Here is a 19,503-nt window from a genome sequence, read left to right as displayed (position 1 = left end):
CGGTCGAACGGTGCACGGTTGAGGTCACGCGATCCGCTCGTCTCCCTCGCGGATGACCTGCAGCCAGCGGCACCCGTAGCCCTCGAGATCCACCTCGATGGACGGCGTCGCCGATCCGTCCGTGACCGGCTCGAGCCGGTAGTCGTCGAGCAGGTCCGTGAGGTGGGCGATCGGTGGCAGGTCGTCGCCGGCAACCGAGGCAAGGGACAGGGGCACCCGGCAGGCGTCCGGACCGAGGTTGTGGACCGCGATGGTGGCCCACGAGTCTACCTTGGCGACGTGCGCCAGGACGGCGTCGAACGGCTGCTCGAGAGGGTGGAACGGGCCCCAGCCGAGCTCGGGCGACTGCCGATAGCGCCGGATCAGCTGGGCGATGAAGGTCCACAGCGAGTCGGGGTCGTTGCGCTGGGAGGCCACGTTGACGTGGTCCGGCCCATAGGCGCCTTCGGTCAGCGGCCTCGGCAGCCGGCGCTTGGCCGCCTTGGAGAAGCCACCGTTCTGAGCCGCGCTCCACTGCATGGGCGTCCGCACGGCATACCTGCCTGGCACGTCGAGGTTCTCGCCCATGCCGATCTCCTCGCCGTAGAAGAGAACCGGGCTGCCGGGCAGCGAGAACATCAACGAGTAGGCGAGTCGGATGCGACGGGGGTCGCCGTCCAGCATCGTCGGCAGCCTCCGGCGCAGGCCGCGACCATAGAGCTGCATGTCCGGGTCGGGCCCGAAGGCGTCAAAGACCTCCTGCCGCTCCTCGTCGGTGAGCTTGTCGAGGGTGAGCTCGTCGTGGTTGCGCAGGAAGTTCACCCACTGGCTCTCCTCGTCGGCCTCCGGCCGGCCGCGCAGTGCCTCGACCAGGGGTCCTGCGTCGCCACGGGCGAGGGAGAGCCAGGTGGCCTGCATGGCGATGAAGTCGAACTGCATGGTGAGCTCGTCGCCGTCCGCGCCGCCGAAGAAGGCAGCCTGCTCGGCGCGGGCCACGTTCACCTCTCCGAGGAGGACCACCTCACTACCGCGTCGGCCACAGAACGCCTTGACGTGCCGCAGCGCCAGGTGGGGATCCCACTCGAACTTCTGGTCCTTCTTGGGCAGCGTGTCCTGGGCGAAGAGGAAGGGCACCGCGTCGATGCGAAAGCCCGAGACGCCGAGGCCCAGCCACAGCCCCATCACCTTGACGATCTCGTCGCGGACCTTGGGGTTGGCCGTGTTCAGGTCGGGCTGGGTCTTGTAGAAGTTGTGCAGGTACCACTGGTCGGTGCGGTCGTCCTTCTCCCAGATGCTGTCCTCCTGGTCGGGAAAGACGACCAGGGCGGAGGTGTCCGGTGGGGCGGTGGAGCGCCACACGTAGTAGTCCCGGTAGGGGTTCGCGGTGTCCTTGCGAGCCTCCTTGAACCACGGGTGGTGGTCCGAGGTGTGGTTCATGACGAAGTCGAGGATGACCCGGATGCCACGCGACCGCGCGATCCGGACCAGCTCGACGAAGTCACCGAGGTCGCCAAGGCGCGGGTCGACGCTGAGGAAGTCCGTGATGTCGTACCCGTCGTCGACGTCCCGCGTCGGGTAGAGCGGCATCAGCCACAGGCACGTGACGCCGAGGTCGGCCAGGTAGTCGACCCGGTGGGCCATCCCCGTCAGGTCGCCCTGCCCGTCACCGTCCGCGTCGAGGAAGGTCTGGACGTCGGCGCAGTAGAACACCGCGGTCTTCCACCACAGGTCGGCCGTCTTGGACATCTGCATGTGACCACACTTCCACCGTCGACGTGAGCCATCCACCCTCGGCTGCGCGGGCGTCGACCGGGATGTCCCGGGAACCGACACGGCCGAGGATGGATGGGCCCACTGGAGCGGGACTGCTCAGGTCAGCGGGTCGACGTCCGTCGGCCGGAGACGTTGCCGTAGATCACGATCAGAACGGCCGCCACGACGATGCCGGCGATGAACGGGATGATCTTGAACCCGCCGTTGTCGTTGTTGTAGCCGATCTGGTAGACGATCCACGAGCCGATGAGCGACCCGAGGATGCCCAGGACGATGGTGACCAGGACAGAGATGTTCTGCTTGCCGGGCAGGACGAGCCTGGCCAGCGCGCCGATCACGAGGCCGGCGATGATGGCGCCGATGATTGTTCCGATCATGGGTGGTGCTCCTAGGTGCGTTGGTGAGTCCAAGCCGTGTGGCCACCAGAAGAGTGGCCGGCTTGCGTTCGTCGTGCCCTTCCCCTGTGCCCAGAATCCAGTCGTCCAAACGTGCCATCCCGGACCAGCCTGAGGCTGGAGGAGCTGGGGGGTGCAATCGGTGCATAAACGGCGATCGCCCCGCGTCCCGCTACGCCCGCTGCCATCATGTCGGCATGACACACGGGTCCCGCAATGAAGGGCGGCTGGACTACCGACTGACGGGGCTCGCCCGCGTGACTGCCGAGCTGATCCGGGCGGCGAGTGCCGAGGACGTGACGAGGATCGTCGTCGAGCACAGCGCTGAGGCCGTGGGGGCCACCATCGCCTCGCTCAGCCTCAGGGAGGGGCAGGACGTCGTCCGACTCATGGGGCTTCGCGGCGGCCTCGACGGGGACGCCGAGGCCTTCGCGACGTATCCCTTGGCCACGGCCACTCCCGCGGCGGATGTCATCCGGTCGGGGTGTCGCCTGATCCTGGCCGGACGTGCCGAGATCCTCGATGCCTACCCCGCAAACCCCAGCATTGATCGAGGGGAGCGCTCGCTGCTGGTGCTGCCGCTGAAGACAGCCAGCGAGACGTTGGGTGCGATCGGACTCTCCTTCCCGGGGCAGCGGGAGTTCGAGCCGGCGGAGCTGGACTGCCTCGACATCCTGGCCGACACCTGCGCCCAGGGGTTGCTGCGGATCCAGGCCGAGCAGGAGGCCGCGGAGCGCCAGGCGAAGCTGTCCTTCCTGGCCGAGGCGTCGGCGGAGCTCGCCAGCAGCCTCGACTACGAGGCCACGCTGGCGCGGGTCGCTCGACTGGCGGTGCCGACTTTTGCCGACTGGTGCGCGATCGACCTGGTCAAGGACAACCGGCTGCGCCGACTTGCCGTGGCTCACGTCGACCCGGCGAAGGTGGCGTACGCACACGAGATCGCGGAGCGGTACCCCACGGACCCGGACTCGGGCAGCGGCCCGTGGCAGGTGATCAGGACGGGGCGCAGCGAGCTGATCCAGGAGATCACCGACGAGATGCTGGTCGCCGCGGCCAGGGATGCGGAGCACCTGCGGATCGCCCGGGAGCTGGCGTTGTACAGCGCGGTCACCGTCCCGCTGATCGCCCGCGGCCGCACGCTGGGCGTCATCACCTGGGTGAGCGCAGAGTCCCAGCGCCGCTACACGCAGGGCGACCTCGAGTTCGCCGAGGACCTCGCCCGCCGAGCCGCTGTCTCCATCGACAACTCCGAGCTGCACAGCGAGATCTCGGCGGTCGCGGTCCGGCTGCAGCACGCCGTCCTGCCGTCCGCCCTGCCCGCTGTCGAGGGCTGCGACGTCGCGGTGAGCTACACCCCCTCAGGCCGGACCGAGGTGGGAGGCGACTTCTACGACGTGATCGCCCTGCCTGATGGTCGGGTGGCGCTCTTCGTCGGAGACGTGATGGGACGCGGGGTGGAGGCGGCAGCCTCGATGGCGCAGATGCGCGCGTCGGTGCGCGCCTACCTCGCGTCGGACCCACTCCCCGACGTGGTCCTCACCAAGCTCGACAGGATGCTCGCCCAGTTCGGCGACGACCAGTTCGTCACGCTGGCCTACCTGCTGGTCGATCCGGCAGGCAATGAGCTGCTGGTCGCGAATGCCGGTCACCCTGCTCCGGTCCTCCTGCGGGCTGACTCGTCGGTCGAGCAGTTCCCGGGGGCGGACGGTGGCCCGTTGGCGATCGGCGAGGGGCCACGTCGCTCGCACCGGGTCCGGTTCGATCCGGGCGACACCGTCCTGCTCTTCACCGATGGGCTGATCGAGCGTCGTACCGAGGACATCGACACCGGTCGGGGGCGGCTCTCGGCCGCGCTGGTTGCCCTGGCTGACGTGGACCTGCACCGGGGTCTGCAGAGCACCGTCACCGCCGTGGCGGACGAGACGCACGACGACGACGTGGCCGCGCTGGCACTGCGCCGTCACCGCCGCGCTGTCGCAGGGTGACCCCAGCCGCCATGCGGATGGACGCCCCGCCCACGCCCCCTTGCTGGCGGTCCTCTACGAGCTCGAGCCGCGGGTCGGAAGCGCTGCTAGGAGCGCTTGCGCCGCAGGTAGGCCCACGCGAGCAGCGCGCAGGCCAGGCCGTTGGCGGCACCCACGAGGATGTCGGTCAGGTGGTGCATGCCCCGGTAGAGGCGGGCCCACGCCACGAGCACGGGGATGACGAGGAACAGCGTCGTCACGACTCGGCGCAGCACCGTTCGCTCGATCCGTTGGGCAAGCAGTGCGAAGCTGACGTACAGCGCTGTGGACGCGCCGACGTGACCGCTCGGGTAGCTCGAGGTCGGGGGAGCGGGGTCGAGGTGGGGTACGTGCGGGCGGGGCCTGGCCACGACTGCCGTCGCGATCACGAAGACGGTGGCCTGGAGGGCGATCGCGATCGCCGGTATGGCGGCCACCCACCACTGTCGGGTGCGCCACCAGATGAGGGCGACCGCCACGACACAGACACCGATGACGATCTCGGTGTTGCCGATGTGTGACCACACCAAGGTGACGTCGTCCCACCTCGGACTCCGCAGCCCTTGGACGTCCTTGCTGATGGATTCCTCTGAGGGCAGGCCACCGAGGGGGCCCTTGATGAGCAGCCCGACCCCGACGATCGCGGCCCAGAGGGCAACGGCTGGGGCCACGGCGCGGAGGAACAGGTCGCGCAGGGCGCCGCCGACAGTGGGTGCGGAGGGATCGTCGGTGTAGCGCGTCAAGAAAGCCATGTCGTCCTACTCCTGGTGAGGTGCGCTGGGCTGGGTCGGCTTGTTGGTGGGATCCAGCCGTTGTGCCTGTTCGGGGGCCAGCCCGCGGACGACGTTCCCGGCGGAGCGGCCGCGGTGCAGCCGCCAGGCGCTGAACACGGCAGCCATCGCTGCGGTCCAGGCGGCTCCGAGGACGATCCCCGCCACGACGTCGGACACGAAGTGCGCGGCCAGGGCAACCCGCGAGAACGCGATGGCCAGAACCATGAGGGCCGCTGCGGCGATCACCGGCTTGCGCCATCGTGGCGAGATCACGGGGAGGAACACGAGCAGCAGCAGCGAGTAGCCAGTCATCGCCGCCTGGGCGTGACCACTGGGAAAGCTCGCGCCCGGAAGGTGCACCAGTGGGTGGTCGACCAACGGGCGGGGGCGATTGACCACTGCCTTGACCGCAGTGTTGAGCAGGGACGAGCCGATGCCGGTCACCACGACGAACGCTGCCAGTCGCCACAGGCGCCGCCACAGGAGCCAGAGGGCCACGGCCCCCAGCACGACCTGCCAGGCGAGGGAGGAGCCCGAGTCGCTGATGACCCGCATCACCGTCACAAAGGTGGAGTGGTCCAACGCGAACTGGTGCAGGCTGTCGCGAGCATTCCTGTCGGCCTCGGCGAGCGGCTCCCACTTGTCCTCCACCAGCACGAGCAGCAGCACGAAGGGTACGGCGACAGCGGCCAGGGCGGTGCCGGCCAGGAGCAAGCGCGTCTTGCGGTCGCGAGACTCGATGGCTGCAGTGTGAGGTTCCGGTACCTGTGTCACTGCTGGTCCCTTCTGCTGCCGGGTTCTCGGGGAGCGTCTCGAGCCTAGCCCTCAAAGGGTCTGCCATAGGCCCCTGACCTGCGCAAATGCGGATCAGCCAGAGGTAGGTCTATCACGGTGTCGGGCGGTGGCGTCCAGGCACAAGACGTCACATGACCCACTCCCGGGACCGTTGCTGCACCCCGGGTCAGTCGTGCAGCCCAGCCAGCGTGCGGACCGCCTCCAGTCCTTGAGGGGTGCCGGGCCAGTGCCGCTCGAGGGCCTCGGCGCCAGCCCGTCGGGTCACCGACCGCAGCACCACTGCCACCAGGATCGCGTCGTCGGCGTAGCCGATGACCGGCAGGAAGTCCGGCACGACGTCGATCGGGCTCGCGAGATAGGCGAGCAGCAGCCACAGGCGAACCCGCGCGCCACGCGGCACCGCGGAGTCCACCGCGAGGCGCCGCAGGAGGCGGACGACGTCGGGCAGCAGGCGCAACGCCTCGCGCAACCGCAGGTCGTCCGGCCGGACCACCCACAGGGCGGCGACCAGGGTCACCCACAGGAGCACCAGGCCACCGCCGACAGCCGCAGCCAGCGACCACCACGGGCCGGGCGCAATCACGTCGCTCCACGAGGCGGGCACGCGCCCAGTCTGGTCGACCGGGCGATCACACGGTCGAGAGGGCGGCTACCTGGTCGGCGAGGAGCACGGCCACGCGTCGCTGGTCGCGAGTCGGACGGGCGACGCGCGACGCCGCCGTGAGCTGGAAGTAGCCGCGCGCCGCCGTTCCGCTGCGGACCGGGAGGACGATGGTGCTGTCGATCGGCAGCCCGCCACGGTCCACGTCGAGCGAGCTGCCGCCGCGGGTGACCGACCCGTCCCGCTCGAGCAGCGGCCCGCCCGGGACCGTGCCGCTCGCCACGAACTCACACCGGTCGAGGTCCAGCACCTCACGGATCCGGTCGGCCACCGCGCTGGTCACACTCGACGCGCCAGCGTCCTGCGCCACGGACTCGGCCGTGGCCATCACACCGTCGAGGTAACCCCGCTGCCGGCTCAGGTCGGCCCGCTGGTGTTGCCCCCACAGGGCCAGCTCGGTGACGGCTATCCCCACCACGAGGAGCAGGAGCGCCACCTCGATGTCCTCGGCGCTGTCGATCGCAAAGCTCCGGTACGGCTGAGTGAGGAAGAAGTCAAACCAGACTGCGCTGGATACCGCAGCCGCCAACCCGGCCGCGCGGATGCCGGTCGCCGACGCGGCCACGATGACCACGACCAGCGCCACCGCAGCGCTCGCGTCCGGCACACTGTCGGGCGCCGCGCCGATCGCGGCGCACAGCGCCAGGGGGACGGCTGCGGCGACGGTGATGACCCAGGGCCTGCGTTGCGAGACGAGCTGCTCGATGTCCATACCTTCATGACGCATCGCCGCCGGAGCCGCGGTCAAGGCTCTTGACGCGATCTGTATGCCGGGTCGTCAAGATCGCGTCAACGGGTGTCAGGGCGGCGTCAACGAGGGCCAGCTGGCCGACCGGAAGTCGTTGACTGGCACCGTGATCGAAAACCTTGTCGCCGCAGTCATCGGCATCGCCCTGCTCGGCTACCTCGTGTACGCCTTGCTCCGTCCGGAGCGGTTCTGATGTCCGAGACCCTCAGTGGCCTGCTGACCATCGGCCTCCTCGTCCTCCTGCTGGCCCTCTGCTACCACCCCGTCGGGGCCTGGATGGCGAAGGTGTTCACCGACACCCGGCACTGGCGCGCCGAGAAGGCGATCTACCGGCTGGTCCGTGTCGATCCTGACTCCGAGCAGGGCTGGCGGGCCTACGCCACGAGCGTCGTGGCGTTCTCGGTGCTGGGCATCGCAGCGCTCTTCGCGCTGATCGTCGCCCAGACCCATCTGCCGGGCAGGCAGGGCTCCGACGGCATGGGCGTCACCACCGCCATCAACACAGCGGTCTCCTTTGTCACCAACACCAACTGGCAGTCGTATGCCGGTGAGGCGGGTGCCACGCCGCTGGTCCAGACGGTGGGCCTGACCGTGCAGAACTTCGTGTCCGCGGCCGTCGGGCTCGCGGTAGCGGTCGCGCTCATCCGGGCCCTGGCACGGCACAGCGCTTCAGCCATCGGCAACTTCTGGGTCGACCTGGTCCGCGGCGTGGTGCGCGTGCTGCTGCCGGGTTCGGTGCTCGCAGCGGTGCTCCTCCTCGCCGGTGGTGTCATCCAGAACCTCAGCGCGCCCCTGACCATCCACGGCTTCTCCGGTGTCGAGCAGGTGATCCGCGGGGGCCTCGTCGCCTCGCAAGAGGCCATCAAGGAGCTCGGCACCAATGGCGGTGGCTACTTCAATGCCAACTCCGCGCATCCTTTCGAGAACCCGAACCCCCTGACCAACATCTTCGAGATCTTCCTGCTGCTCGTCATCCCGTTCGCGCTGACCCGCACCTACGGGATCATGGTCGGCGACCGCAGGCAGGGCTGGGCCCTCGGTGGCTTCGCAGGTCTCCTCTGGGCCGGCGGTGTGGCCCTGACGACCTGGGCCGAGGTGCACGCCTCCGGGGCCTCAACCGGCGCCATGGAGGGCAAGGAACAGCGCTTCGGGGTCTGGGGCTCAACGCTTTTCGCGGCATCGACGACGAGCACCTCCACCGGCGCCGTCAACTCGATGCACGAGAGCTACAGCCCGCTCGGTGGCGGCGCGGTCCTGGCCAACATGGTCCTCGGCGAGGTGTCGCCGGGTGGTGTCGGCTCAGGCCTGTACGGCATCGTCATCGTGGCCCTGCTCGCGGTCTTCGTCGCGGGCCTCATGGTGGGTCGGACGCCGGAGTACCTGGGCAAGACCATCGGTCGGCGCGAGGTGACCTGCGCCGCGCTGTACATCCTGGTCATGCCGGTACTGGTCCTCGTCTTCGCCGGGATCTCGCTGGCCAGCGACGGACCGCGATCCACGATGTCGGCCTCCGGCCCTCACGGACTCACCGAGGTTCTGTACGCCTATGCGTCGGCGGCCAACAACAACGGGAGCGCGTTCGCCGGACTGACCGCAGACACCCCTTGGTACAACCTGACGCTCGCCATCTGCATGCTGCTCGGACGGTTCATCCCGATGCTGCTGGTGCTGCGCCTCGCCGGTCTGCTCGTCGAGCAGCGCAAACGGCCGGTCACGGTCGGAACCATGCCCACCCACACACCGCTCTTCGTCGGTCTCGTGACCGGCATCGCCCTCGTCGTCGCCGGGCTCACCTTCTTCCCGGCCCTCGCTCTCGGTCCCATCGCGGAGGCACTGTCATGACCCGCTCGTTGCTGAACGTCGTACCCCAGGCGTTCGCCAAGCTCGACCCCCGCCACGTCTTCCGGTCGCCCGTCATCTTCGTGGTGTGGGTCGGTTCGGTCCTGACCACAGGGCTGGCGATAAAGGACCCCAGCGTCTTCAGCTGGTCGATCGCCGTCTGGCTGTGGGCTACCGTGCTCTTCGCCAACGCGGCAGAGGCGGTGGCCGAAGGCCGCGGCAAGGCCCAGGCCGCCAGCCTGCGTGCTGCCAAGCGGGAGACGATGGCCCGCCGCCTGCGTGCGGACGGCATCGAGGAGTCGGTGCCCGGCAGCGACCTCACCATCGGGGACAAGGTGGTCGTCGAGACCGGACAAGTCATCCCCGGGGACGGCGAGATCGTCGAGGGTGTCGCCACCGTCGACGAGTCCGCCATCACCGGTGAGTCCGCGCCCGTCATCCGCGAGTCCGGTGGTGACCGCAGCGCGGTCACCGGTGGCACGACGGTGCTGTCCGACCGGATCGTCGTCCAGATCACGACCAAGCCGGGAGAGAGCTTCATCGACCGGATGATCGCCCTCGTCGAGGGTGCCCAGCGGCAGAAGACCCCCAACGAGATCGCCCTGACCATCCTGCTGACCACGCTCACGATCGTGTTCCTCGTGACCGTCATGGCGATCCAGCCGCTCGCGTCCTACTCGGGTCGGACCCAACCGGTGGTCGTCCTCATCGCCCTGCTCGTCTGCCTCATCCCGACCACCATCGGCGCCCTGCTCTCCGCGATCGGGATCGCAGGCATGGACCGGCTGGTGCAGCGCAACGTCCTCGCCATGTCGGGCCGGGCCGTCGAAGCCGCCGGCGACGTGTCCACGCTGCTGCTCGACAAGACCGGGACGATCACCTTCGGCAACCGTCAGGCCACCGAGCTCCTCGGCGGCGACCCGGCCGACGGCGAGCTGGCCGAGGCGGCCTACCTTTCCTCGCTCGCGGACTCCACGCCGGAAGGCAAGTCGATCATCGAGCTGGCCCACACGTCCTACGGCGTCAACGGCGGGCGCAGCGCCGAGGCGCTCGGTCGGGAGGGCGCGGAGTTCATCGAGTTCAGCGCCATGACCCGGATGTCGGGCGTCGACCTCCTCGACGGAACGCGCATCCGCAAGGGGGCCACCTCGGCAGTGCGCGCCTGGGTAGAGGAGTCCGGGGGGTCGATGCCCAGCCGGGTCGAGGTCCTCGTCGACGGGATCAGCTCGTCCGGTGGCACGCCCCTCGTCGTGGCCCAGCAGAGCGGTTCCTCGCAGGCCCGGGCGCTCGGCGTCGTCCACCTCAAGGACGTGGTCAAGCCAGGGATGCGCGAACGCTTCGATGTCATGCGTGCCATGGGAATTCGCACCGTGATGATCACCGGCGACAACGCCCTGACGGCCGCTGCCATCGCCAAGGAAGCAGGCGTCGACGACTTTCTCGCCGAGGCGACCCCCGAGGACAAGATGCGCCTCATCAGGAAGGAGCAGGAGGGCGGCCGGCTCGTCGCGATGACGGGTGACGGGACCAACGACGCCCCCGCTCTGGCCCAGGCCGACGTCGGCGTCGCGATGAACTCGGGCACCTCGGCCGCGAAGGAGGCGGGCAACATGGTCGACCTCGACTCGGACCCGACCAAGCTCATCGAGATCGTCGAGATCGGCAAGCAGCTGCTCATCACCCGCGGCGCCCTCACGACCTTCTCGATCGCCAACGACATCGCGAAGTACTTCGCCATCATCCCGGCAATGTTCATCGGACTCTTCCCCGGGCTGGACGCGCTCAACATCATGCGGCTGTCCTCGTCCGAGTCGGCGATGCTGTCGGCAGTCATCTTCAACGCGCTCATCATCCTTGCGCTGATTCCGTTGGCGCTCAGGGGAGTTCGCTACAGGCCGTCAACAGCAGCGCAGATGCTCCGTCGCAACCTCCTCGTCTACGGAGTCGGTGGGGTCATCGCCCCCTTCATCGGCATCAAGCTCATCGACCTCGTCGTCTCCCTCCTCCCCGGATTGGCCTGATCACATGTCCTCGAACCTTCGTCAGCTCGTGGCCTCAATGCGGATGATGCTCGTCCTCACCCTCCTGCTCGGGGTGCTCTACCCGGCCGCGGTGTGGGGCATCGGCCGGGTCGCCTTCGCCGACCAGGCTGGAGGTTCGCTCGTCCACCGCGACGGTGCCGTGGTCGGATCCACCCTGCTGGGCCAGAGCTTCACCGACGCGCGCTTCTTCCAGGGCCGCCCTTCGGCCAGCGAGTATGCCGGCGGCGTTAGCGGGGGTTCGAACCTGGCCGCGAGCGACCCCGACCAGGTCAAGACGGTGAAGGAGCGCGCCGCGGCATACGCAGCAACGAATTCGGGATCCGCTCCCGCCGATGCGCTCACCGCGTCCTCGAGCGGCCTGGACCCACAGATCTCGCCCGCAAACGCCCGGGCCCAGGCCCATCGGGTGGCCGCCGCCAACGGCCTCTCCCGCGCTGAGGTGATGAAGCTCGTGCAGGCGAACACGCAGGGTCGTTCGCTCGGTTTCCTCGGAGAACCCCGCGTCAACGTGCTCGAGCTCAACCTCGCGGTGCAGGACGCGGCCGGCCGATGAACCGCCCGTCCGCCGCACCGCCTGAGCTAGGGGCGACAATCGGCTCATGAGCAGGGGAGTGCTGCGGGTCTACCTCGGTGCCGCGCCAGGTGTCGGCAAGACGGTCGCCATGCTCTCCGAGGCAATCCGTCGCCGGGAACGCGGCACCGATGTCGTCATCGGCGTCTGCGAGAGCCACGGGCGCCCCTACACGGCGGGGCTCATGGAGGGCATGGAGAGGGTGCCGCTGCGATCGGTGTCCTATCGCGACAGCACCATCGCCGAGCTCGACGTCCCCGCGATCCTGGCGCGGCGCCCCGAGGTGGTGCTCATCGACGAGCTCGCCCACACCAATGCCCCGGGCAGCGACCACCTGAAGCGGTGGCAGGACGTCGAGGACCTCCTCGTCGCCGGCATCGACGTCATCTCGACCGTCAACATCCAGCACCTCGAGTCGCTCAACGACGTCGTCGAGGCGATCACCGGGGTGCGCCAGCAGGAGACCGTCCCCGACGAGGTGGTCCGGTCGGCCGACCAGATCGAGCTGGTCGACATGTCACCGCAGGCGCTGCGGCGCCGGCTGGCGCACGGCAACGTGTATGCCGCGGAGCAGGTCGATGCGGCCCTGGCCAACTACTTCCGCGAGGGCAACCTGTCGGCCCTGCGCGAGCTGTCCCTGCTGTGGCTGGCCGACCGGGTGGAGGAAGGCCTGGACCGGTACCGGGCGGACCACCAGATCACCGAGCTGTGGCCCACCCGGGAGCGCGTCGTCGTCGCCCTCACCGGTGGGGTGGAGGGTCGGACCCTGCTGCGTCGTGGCGCGCAGATCGCCTCGCGGGCCGGAGGTGAGCTGCTCGCCGTCTATGTGACGCCACCGGACGGGCTCGTGGACGCCAAGCTCGAAGGGCTGGCCGACCTGCGCCAGCTGACCGCGGAGCTCGGGGGCACCTTCCACACGGTCAAGGGCGAGGACGTCGCCACCGCCCTGCTCGAGTTCGCGCGTGGCGTCTCGGCCCGTCAGGTGGTCATCGGTGCGTCGCGACGCCGACGATGGCAGGAGGTGCTCTCGACGGGTGTAGGGCAACGCGTCGTCGAGGGTTCGGGTGACATCGACGTGCACCTCGTGACCCATGAGCTCACCCGCACGGTCCGCGCGCCGCTGCGGTTCGGCCCCGCCCTGGGACCACGCAGGACGGCGATGGGCTGGGGGCTGGCCGTCGTCGGCACTGCCGCGCTGGCCGGCATACTCCGGGCCACTCCCGGCTGGCACGACCTGCCGCTCGAGGTGCTCCTCTTCCTCCTGCTCACGGTCCTCACGGCGCTCGTGGGCGGCCTCTGGCCGGCGCTCGCCGCCGCCGTCCTGGGCAGCCTGGCGATCAACTGGTTCTTCACCGAGCCGGTCAACACGCTCACAATCTCCGACCCGCAGAACCTCGTCGCCCTGCTCGTCTTCGTCCTCGTCGCTGCGGCCGTCTCGTCGGTCGTGCATGTCAGTGAGAGGCGGGCGGCCGCCGCGAGCGCAGCGCAACGCGAGGCCGGAGCATTGGCTGCCTCGGCGGAATCCCTTCTGGGAGAACGCGACCAGCTCTCCGCCCTACTTCGTCAGGCGGTGGAGTTCTTCGCCGTCGACGGCGCCGCGGTGGTGCGTCGTGACAGCGTCCGTGACCCGTGGACCCTGGTGTCGGGCACCGACGGTTTCGACGTCGCAGGCATCCCCACCGCATCGGTCCGGGCTTCGGTCGACGACGCCCACACGCTCGTGCTGGTGGGCAGGGTCTTGTCGGGAGCCGACCGCCGGTTGGTGTCCGCCTTCGCCTCTCGCTCCGCCGCGCTGCTGCACCGCGACGAGCTGGTGCAGCAGGCCCGGGAGGCGCGCGCACTGGCCAAGGACAACCGTGCGCGCACCGCCCTGCTCGCGGCGGTGTCGCACGACCTGCGGACACCGTTGGCGAGCATCAAGGCGGCTTCGTCGAGCCTGCGCCAGCCGGACGTCACCTTCAGCGATGCCGATCGGGCCGACCTGCTGGAGACCATCGAGGAGTCGACCGACCGACTGACCGTCCTGGTGGCGAACCTGCTCGACATGTCGCGGCTGCAGAGCGGCTCGGTCGTGCCCAGGATGAGTGCGGTCGACGTCGATGGTGCCGTGTCGGTGGCGGCCGCCCCGTTGCTCGACGGGGACCGGGTGCGGATCAGCATCGACGGTGACCTGCCGCCGGCCGCCGCCGACGCCGGCCTCCTGGACCGGGTCCTGGCGAACGTGCTGGAGAACGCGCTCAAGCACTCTGCCGCGGAGGTCGTCGTCCATGCGGCCGCGACGGGCAGCCGACTCCAGATCCGGGTCGTCGACCGCGGCAGGGGGGTCCCGGAGGGAGCGAAGGACGCGATCTTCGCGCCGTTCCAACGCTATGGGGACGCGCCGAGGGGAACCGGGGTCGGCCTGGGACTGGCCGTGGCGCGGGGGCTGATGGAGGCGATGGGCGGCTCCATCGCTGCGGAGGACACTCCCGGTGGCGGGCTGACCATCGTCATCGAGCTGGCCAGGGACGCAGGGTCGGCAGCGCAGAGCACCCGACGAACCCCTGAACCCCCTCGACGAAGCACCGAAGCCCCTCGGCTCAGCCCTGACAGGATGGCTCCGTGACCTCGATCCTGGTCGTCGACGACGAGCCGCACCTCGTGCGCACGTTGGCGATCAACCTGAGGGCACGCGACTACTCGGTCGAGACGGCCGGTGACGGACGCAGCGCCTTGCAGGCCTTCCACGATGCCCGGCCCGACCTCATCGTCCTCGACCTCGGACTGCCGGACGTCGACGGCGTGGAGGTGTTGCGTCGGGTGCGGCAGACCTCCGACGTGCCGGTCATCGTCCTGTCCGCGCGCACCGACTCCGTCGACAAGGTGGAGGCGCTCGACCTCGGCGCCGACGACTACGTGACCAAGCCGTTTGCCATGGACGAGCTCCTGGCGAGGGTGCGGGTCGCGCTGCGGCGCCGAGAGGACGGCGCCGGATCCTTGGTGCCGTCCGTCCGGACCCCACACTTCACCTTGGACTTCGCCGAACGCCGGGCCGTCGTCGGCGGCACCGAGGTCCGGCTGACTCCGACGGAGTGGAGCCTGCTGGAGACCCTCGCCCGCAGACGCGGGCACCTCGTGACCCAGAAGGACCTGCTCCGTGAGGTCTGGGGGCCGGGATACGGCCGCGAGTCCAACTACCTACGGGTGTATGCCAACCAGCTGCGGCGCAAGCTCGAGCCGGACCCTGCGAGGCCGCAGTACGTGGTGACCGAGCCCGGCCAGGGGTACCGGCTGGTGGTCCCTTCCTGAGCGCGATCTGGGACTTCTGGTCCCGGCTTGCCGCGACCACCTGAGTCACTTCGCGCAGCCAGCGAACGCCTTCGAAAGCAACCGGTGGCTAACACCGGATCGGGGCGCACTTTCCGCGCCGTGACCCCTCCCCCTAGCGGCAAAGTCGATGGCATGCTGGTTTGCCTCTCCGGGCCGCTCTAGTCCGTTCGGTCAGTGATGCGCAGGCCAAACGTGCCAACCCCGCTCGGATCCCTACCCCTGCCCCCTGTGGACGCACGTATGTTGCCGTTCGCCCTAGTTTTCGTCGTGAGGAAGGTGGCTCCGTGTCCAGACTGCAGTCGGCGGCTGGCCGTGTCCCCCAACGCTGGTCGTTCGGTCAGTGGCCCCTTCGCCGCAAGCTGGCAGCCGCGATCGTGCTTCCGGTGCTGCTCGCCTTCGTCTTCGGAGGCCTGCGCGTCAAGAACGACTTCGACTCCTCGCGCCAGCTGTCGAAGGCTGCGGACACCGTCCTCGTCATCCGCCCCGTCGTTGACTACAACCTTGCCGTCCAGCGACTTGCCGCTGCAGAGAGCGTCGGCGGTGGTGGCGTCATCGCCGCCATCACCAAGTACGAGTCCGCAGCAGCGGACCTGCGCATCGCCATCAAGGGCGAGAACGTCCCCGCCTCCGTGAAGGCAAGCGCCGTCACCGCGCTGTCCCTCGGTTCGGCAGTGCGCACCGCCAAGACGCAGACCGGCTTCTCCGACGTCGTGATCGACAAGTCGGGCAACACGGCGACCCTGATGTCCACCGCAGTCAGCGACCTCGGACTGAGCGACGACTCGGCTTCGGCCAAGATCGTGGTGGCCCTGCAGGACACCATCGCCGCCCAGCGGGCAATGACCGGTGAACAGCTCAACCTGGCCAACGCCGACGACTCCTCCGCGACGATGCGTGCCGTCGGCCAGGTCGGTGCCGAGACCGCGGCACTGACGCGACTGTTCGCGGCCACCCCGCCCGCGCAGTCCGGCGATGTCCGCCAGCTCCTCAACGAGAACGGCCGCCGCGCCCTCATCCTCCAGCAGGAGACCCCCGACCGCGCCCAGATCCTCGGCCTCGGGACCGTGATCGAGTCCAGCAACGCCGGCTATGCCAAGGTCCTGGACACCCAGCTCCAGGCCCTCGAGACGAACCTGCGTCAGCGCGCTGCCGACCACCGCAGCGAAGCCATCCTCAACGCCGCGATCGTCGTCATCGCACTGGCCCTCGCGCTGATCCTGGTGCTGGCCCTCATCCGTTCGCTGCTCATCCCGATCCGCATCGTGCGCCAGGGTGCCCTCGACGTCGCCAACAAGCGGCTGCCCGAGGCGGTTGCCGCCATGCGTGACGGCACCGAGCTCCCCGAGTTCGAGTCGATCAAGGTCACCACCACCGAGGAGATGGGCCAGCTCGCCCGCGCCGTGGACGACCTCCACACCCAGGCTCGCACCCTCGCCGGTGAGCAGGCTCGCCTGCGGGTCCAGGTCGGCCACATGTTCGAGACGCTCTCGCGCCGCAGCACGTCCCTCATCGACCAGCAGCTGAGCCTCATCGAGCGCCTCGAGAGCGACGAGGAAGACCCCAAGCGGCTGCAGAGCCTGTTCCGCCTCGACCACCTCGCGGCCCGTATGCGCCGGAACAGCGACTCGCTGCTCGTGCTCGCCGGCACCTCGACCCGTCGTGGCGTGTCCGGGTCGGTCTCGGTCTCCGACGCCGTCCGTGCCGCCGTGTCCGAGGTCGAGAACTACGAGCGCATCGACATCGGCGACACCTCGAACGACCACGTCCTGGGTGCGGTCGGCTCCGACCTCATCCACCTGGTCGCCGAGATCGTGGACAACGCCCTGTCCTACTCGCCGCCCACCTCCCGCGTGGCCATCCGTGGCGCCCGCACGCCCGAAGGTGGCCTCCTCATCGAGGTCGCCGACCGTGGCCTGGGTATGCCGCCCAAGGACCTTGCTGCCCTGAACGACCAGCTCGCGCATGGTGGCGACATCACCGCGGACACTGCCCGTCGGATGGGCCTGTTCGTGGTGGGCAGCCTTGCCAAGCGGCACGGCATCGCCGTGCGGCTGCGTCGCAACGGCGACTCCAAGCAGGGCGTGACGGTCTCCGTCCACCTGCCTGCCGGACTGCTGGCCGACAGCACCCGCATCGAGCGCCCGACCCGTCCGGCGACGGCTCCTGCCGCTACGGCGCCGCCCGCAGCATCCTCGCTCGCTGCTCCGACGACGTCTGTAGTCGGTGGCACCACCAAGGCGGGTCTCCCGACCCGCGTCCGTGGCGCCAGTGGAGCCACCCTGAGCCCGGTGCCCGGGGCAGCCAAGAAGCTGCTGCCCACCCGCACTCCCGGGGCCCACGGACCCACGGCCTCAGACGTCATCCAGACCCCTGCCAAGCCTGTCATCGACGGCGCCGACGCAGCCGTCGAGGAGAAGGCGGCCACCAACGGTCACGCCGCTGACGACACCGCCCTCAACGGGACGTCCGACAAGCAGCAGCTCAACGGGAACTCGGCCCAGGTCGACGAGGCCGCCCAGGACAAGGCCGCGGACGACGCCCCCGAGGCGACCGTCGCCGAGGCCGTCGCAGTCGAAGCCGAGGTCACCGATGCCCCGGCGGCCGAGGTCGCGGGGGCCGACGTCACCGACGCCCCCAAGACGCAGGACGCTCCCGAGGCAGATGCAGCCGCAGGGCCGCAGCGTTCGGCGGCCGGCCTGCCGGTCCGCAAGCCGCGGGCCACCGGGATCACCGAGTACCGCGAGTTCGAGGACGCCCCGTCCACGGCGCAGGAAGCGGCACCCGACACCTCTGGTGCCAAGTCCGATGCGCCCCCAGCCAAGGGTGGCCGGCTCAGCTGGCTCCCCGGTCGCGCCAAGGCAGCCGCTGAGGCTGCCCGCGCTGAGGCCGAGGCCGCCGAGCCCCGTCAGATGCCGTCCAACCTGTCGGCCTGGCTCGAGCACCGCGCCAAGATCGTCGAGGCCAGCAAGGCTCGTGAGCTGGGCGGGGAAGAGCCCGCAGCCGACGCGGTGACCGCAGCGCAGAGCGAGACCGTGGAGTCCTCGGCCGAGGTCGCCGACTCGACCACCGCGATGCACGTTCCCGAGGAGTGGGTGACCGAGGTCGCCGACGCCGAGGCGGCCGACGCGCTGGCTGACCAGAGCTCCGACCAGGCCGCCGTCACCGAGGCCCTGGCCGAGGTCTCGCCCGATGACGACCACGACAGTGCTGTCGACGTGCCGGCCGAAACCCACGAGCAGGCGTCGACCCCCGTCGACAGCGTCGAGGTCATCGAGGCACCCGTCGCAGGGGACGGCGAGAGCACGCACCTGCCGACCCGCGTCCCAGGAGCCACGTCCGCCCTGGCGGCGCAGGCCGTCGCGGGTGACACCCCCACCGCCCGGCCGGCGATGCGGGCGCACAACACGTCCTTCTTCGGTGCCCGTCGGGCCCGCGACAAGGCAGCCGAGGCGCCGCTCCCCGAGCCCGTCGTCGCCGAGGTGACCGAGCCGGTCGCCACCGTCGACGAGGCCACCGAGGCCACCGAGGCCACCGAGGCCACCGAGGTCGTCCCGATCCAGGAGCCCGTCGCCGAGGAGCCCCAGGCGGGGACCCCCGAGGCAGTCGACGCGACCGAGGACGCGACCGAGGACACGACCGAGGTCTTCGCATCGACCGAGGCTGAGGGTGTCGACGAGTCGGTCGAGCAGCCCACTGCGGTCGACGAGCTCTCCGACGACGTCGTCCAGGTGCAGGCCCACGCTGAGGCCGACCCCGACGCCGACGCCGACGCCGACTCGTCCGTGCACGCCGAGGCGCACGCTGACCCCGTCGTCGAGCAGGCGCCCGCGCCTCGCACGGCCGACCTGAACGACACCCCCATCTTCCGGGCGATGATGTCGCGCTGGCTCACCGACGACTCGTCAGTGCCCGCCGCGGCGTCATGGTCAACCAACGAGGCGGACCAGGCTTGGTCTGCCGCAGCAAGGATCGAGGAGACCCAACCCCTGGAAGAGTCAGCAGCCGGTCTCCCCATGCGTCGCCCGGGCAGTTTTCTGATCCCCGGCGCCGTTGACGAGTCCGACCAGAAGCCCGCTGCCCCCGCAGCACCGCGACGCGATCCCGAAGCGATCCGCCGCAACCTCAACCGCCACAAGAACGGCGTGAGCTCCGCTCGCACCGAGGCACAAGATGGAACACACCGAGAGGAAGCCGATGTACACCACTGACGCCATGGCCCAGCCGAAGGGCGAGTACGACTGGCTCGTGGCCAAGTTCACGACTGAGACCCCCGGCGTGTCACACGCCATCCTTGTCTCGGCCGATGGGCTTCCCATGGCCGCCAGCGAGCAGCTCCCGGTGGATCGCGCCGAGCAGATGGCAGCCGTGGCCTCGGGCATGGCCAGCCTGGCCTCGGGTGCGGCCCGCCTGTTCCAGGGCGGCACGGTCCTGCAGTCCGTCATCGAGATGGAGCTGGGTTACCTGCTCCTCATGAGTGTCGGCGACGGATCGCACCTGGCGGCACTCACCAGCACCGACTCTGACATCGGTCAGGTCGGCTACGAGATGGCGGTCCTGGTCGACCGCGTCGGCAAGATGATCGACGCGTCGGCCCGGACGCCGATGACGGGCTAGC

General features: G+C 69.7%; 15 protein-coding genes. 9 read left to right on the top strand and 6 right to left on the bottom strand.

The features are described from left to right. Nucleotides 1-24 precede the first annotated feature (24 nt). Together EAH86_RS15140 and EAH86_RS15135 are read right to left on the bottom strand one after the other, a co-directional pair. The gene (locus EAH86_RS15140) at nucleotides 25-1,731 is read right to left on the bottom strand and encodes an alpha-amylase family protein (protein ID WP_140742217.1); all 1,707 of its coding nucleotides are present in this window, start codon (nucleotides 1,729-1,731) and stop codon (nucleotides 25-27) included. Nucleotides 1,732-1,853: 122 nt separating this feature from the next. Beyond that, a complete protein-coding gene (locus EAH86_RS15135; protein WP_140742215.1) occupies nucleotides 1,854-2,129 on the bottom strand; it encodes a GlsB/YeaQ/YmgE family stress response membrane protein in 276 nt (91 codons plus the stop codon). 215 nt (nucleotides 2,130-2,344) lie between these two features. Between EAH86_RS15135 and EAH86_RS15130 the strand changes: the two genes are divergently transcribed. After that, nucleotides 2,345-4,132 (top strand): GAF domain-containing SpoIIE family protein phosphatase, encoded by a 1,788-nt coding sequence (locus tag EAH86_RS15130; protein WP_140742213.1) that lies wholly within the window; start codon nucleotides 2,345-2,347, stop codon nucleotides 4,130-4,132. A gap of 86 nt (nucleotides 4,133-4,218) precedes the next feature. Here the strand turns inward: EAH86_RS15130 and EAH86_RS15125 are convergent, their stop codons facing one another. The 4 genes from EAH86_RS15125 to EAH86_RS15110 form a co-directional block, all read right to left on the bottom strand. Then, nucleotides 4,219-4,902: a phosphatase PAP2 family protein gene (locus tag EAH86_RS15125; RefSeq protein ID WP_140742211.1), complete on the bottom strand. Its 684-nt coding sequence runs from the start codon at nucleotides 4,900-4,902 to the stop codon at nucleotides 4,219-4,221. Nucleotides 4,903-4,908: 6 nt separating this feature from the next. Further along, on the bottom strand, nucleotides 4,909-5,697 hold the full coding sequence (locus tag EAH86_RS15120) for a phosphatase PAP2 family protein (protein WP_140742209.1): 789 nt from the start codon (nucleotides 5,695-5,697) through the stop codon (nucleotides 4,909-4,911). 187 nt (nucleotides 5,698-5,884) lie between these two features. Beyond that, entirely contained in the window at nucleotides 5,885-6,322 is a 438-nt protein-coding gene (locus EAH86_RS15115) for a YkvA family protein (protein ID WP_241668393.1), read from the bottom strand. 25 nt (nucleotides 6,323-6,347) lie between these two features. Further along, complete coding sequence (locus tag EAH86_RS15110; protein WP_206665846.1) at nucleotides 6,348-7,091, bottom strand: DUF4118 domain-containing protein; 744 nt, start codon at nucleotides 7,089-7,091, stop codon at nucleotides 6,348-6,350. A gap of 55 nt (nucleotides 7,092-7,146) precedes the next feature. On the opposite strand from EAH86_RS15110, the gene kdpF reads away from it, so the two are divergent. The 8 genes from kdpF (at nucleotide 7,147) to EAH86_RS15070 (ending at nucleotide 19,502) form a co-directional block, all read left to right on the top strand. Continuing rightward, the gene (gene kdpF / locus EAH86_RS20840) at nucleotides 7,147-7,320 is read left to right on the top strand and encodes a K(+)-transporting ATPase subunit F (RefSeq protein WP_140742205.1); all 174 of its coding nucleotides are present in this window, start codon (nucleotides 7,147-7,149) and stop codon (nucleotides 7,318-7,320) included. Continuing rightward, nucleotides 7,320-8,969, top strand: coding sequence for a potassium-transporting ATPase subunit KdpA (gene kdpA / locus EAH86_RS15100; protein WP_140742203.1), 1,650 nt, complete (start codon nucleotides 7,320-7,322; stop codon nucleotides 8,967-8,969). Before kdpF ends, kdpA begins: the two co-directional genes overlap by 1 nt. Next, a complete protein-coding gene (kdpB, locus tag EAH86_RS15095) occupies nucleotides 8,966-10,987 on the top strand; it encodes a potassium-transporting ATPase subunit KdpB (protein ID WP_140742202.1) in 2,022 nt (673 codons plus the stop codon). The genes kdpA and kdpB overlap by 4 nt, the downstream gene beginning before the upstream one ends. 4 nt (nucleotides 10,988-10,991) lie before the next feature. Next, nucleotides 10,992-11,561 carry a potassium-transporting ATPase subunit KdpC gene (kdpC, locus tag EAH86_RS15090; protein WP_140742200.1) on the top strand — a complete coding sequence of 190 codons (570 nt, stop codon included), beginning with the start codon at nucleotides 10,992-10,994 and terminating at the stop codon, nucleotides 11,559-11,561. A gap of 46 nt (nucleotides 11,562-11,607) precedes the next feature. Next, nucleotides 11,608-14,184, top strand: coding sequence for a DUF4118 domain-containing protein (locus tag EAH86_RS15085; RefSeq protein WP_170212812.1), 2,577 nt, complete (start codon nucleotides 11,608-11,610; stop codon nucleotides 14,182-14,184). Then, nucleotides 14,181-14,867 carry a response regulator transcription factor gene (locus tag EAH86_RS15080; RefSeq protein ID WP_140742198.1) on the top strand — a complete coding sequence of 229 codons (687 nt, stop codon included), beginning with the start codon at nucleotides 14,181-14,183 and terminating at the stop codon, nucleotides 14,865-14,867. Before EAH86_RS15085 ends, EAH86_RS15080 begins: the two co-directional genes overlap by 4 nt. A 305-nt stretch (nucleotides 14,868-15,172) precedes the next feature. Next, nucleotides 15,173-19,096 (top strand): ATP-binding protein, encoded by a 3,924-nt coding sequence (locus EAH86_RS15075; RefSeq protein WP_140742196.1) that lies wholly within the window; start codon nucleotides 15,173-15,175, stop codon nucleotides 19,094-19,096. Further along, nucleotides 19,083-19,502 carry a roadblock/LC7 domain-containing protein gene (locus tag EAH86_RS15070; protein ID WP_241668392.1) on the top strand — a complete coding sequence of 140 codons (420 nt, stop codon included), beginning with the start codon at nucleotides 19,083-19,085 and terminating at the stop codon, nucleotides 19,500-19,502. Before EAH86_RS15075 ends, EAH86_RS15070 begins: the two co-directional genes overlap by 14 nt. Nucleotide 19,503: the final 1 nt, after the last annotated feature.

Source organism: Pedococcus bigeumensis, from assembly GCF_006438965.1.
GTDB classification, from domain to species: domain Bacteria; phylum Actinomycetota; class Actinomycetes; order Actinomycetales; family Dermatophilaceae; genus Pedococcus; species Pedococcus bigeumensis_A.
Note: the sequence above shows the minus strand (reverse complement) of the source record. Positions and strands in the feature narration are given on the sequence as shown.

What these genes read in the sequence shown, in the direction of transcription:
- EAH86_RS15140 (WP_140742217.1), bottom strand. Translation starts at nt 1,731, where the DNA reads ATGCAGATGTCCAAGACGGCCGACCTGTGGTGGAAGACCGCGGTGTTC.
- EAH86_RS15135 (WP_140742215.1), bottom strand. Translation starts at nt 2,129, where the DNA reads ATGATCGGAACAATCATCGGCGCCATCATCGCCGGCCTCGTGATCGGC.
- EAH86_RS15130 (WP_140742213.1), top strand. Translation starts at nt 2,345, where the DNA reads ATGACACACGGGTCCCGCAATGAAGGGCGGCTGGACTACCGACTGACG.
- EAH86_RS15125 (WP_140742211.1), bottom strand. Translation starts at nt 4,902, where the DNA reads ATGGCTTTCTTGACGCGCTACACCGACGATCCCTCCGCACCCACTGTC.
- EAH86_RS15110 (WP_206665846.1), bottom strand. Translation starts at nt 7,091, where the DNA reads ATGGACATCGAGCAGCTCGTCTCGCAACGCAGGCCCTGGGTCATCACC.
- kdpF (WP_140742205.1), top strand. Translation starts at nt 7,147, where the DNA reads ATGCCGGGTCGTCAAGATCGCGTCAACGGGTGTCAGGGCGGCGTCAAC.
- kdpA (WP_140742203.1), top strand. Translation starts at nt 7,320, where the DNA reads ATGTCCGAGACCCTCAGTGGCCTGCTGACCATCGGCCTCCTCGTCCTC.
- kdpB (WP_140742202.1), top strand. Translation starts at nt 8,966, where the DNA reads ATGACCCGCTCGTTGCTGAACGTCGTACCCCAGGCGTTCGCCAAGCTC.
- kdpC (WP_140742200.1), top strand. Translation starts at nt 10,992, where the DNA reads ATGTCCTCGAACCTTCGTCAGCTCGTGGCCTCAATGCGGATGATGCTC.
- EAH86_RS15085 (WP_170212812.1), top strand. Translation starts at nt 11,608, where the DNA reads ATGAGCAGGGGAGTGCTGCGGGTCTACCTCGGTGCCGCGCCAGGTGTC.
- EAH86_RS15070 (WP_241668392.1), top strand. Translation starts at nt 19,083, where the DNA reads ATGTACACCACTGACGCCATGGCCCAGCCGAAGGGCGAGTACGACTGG.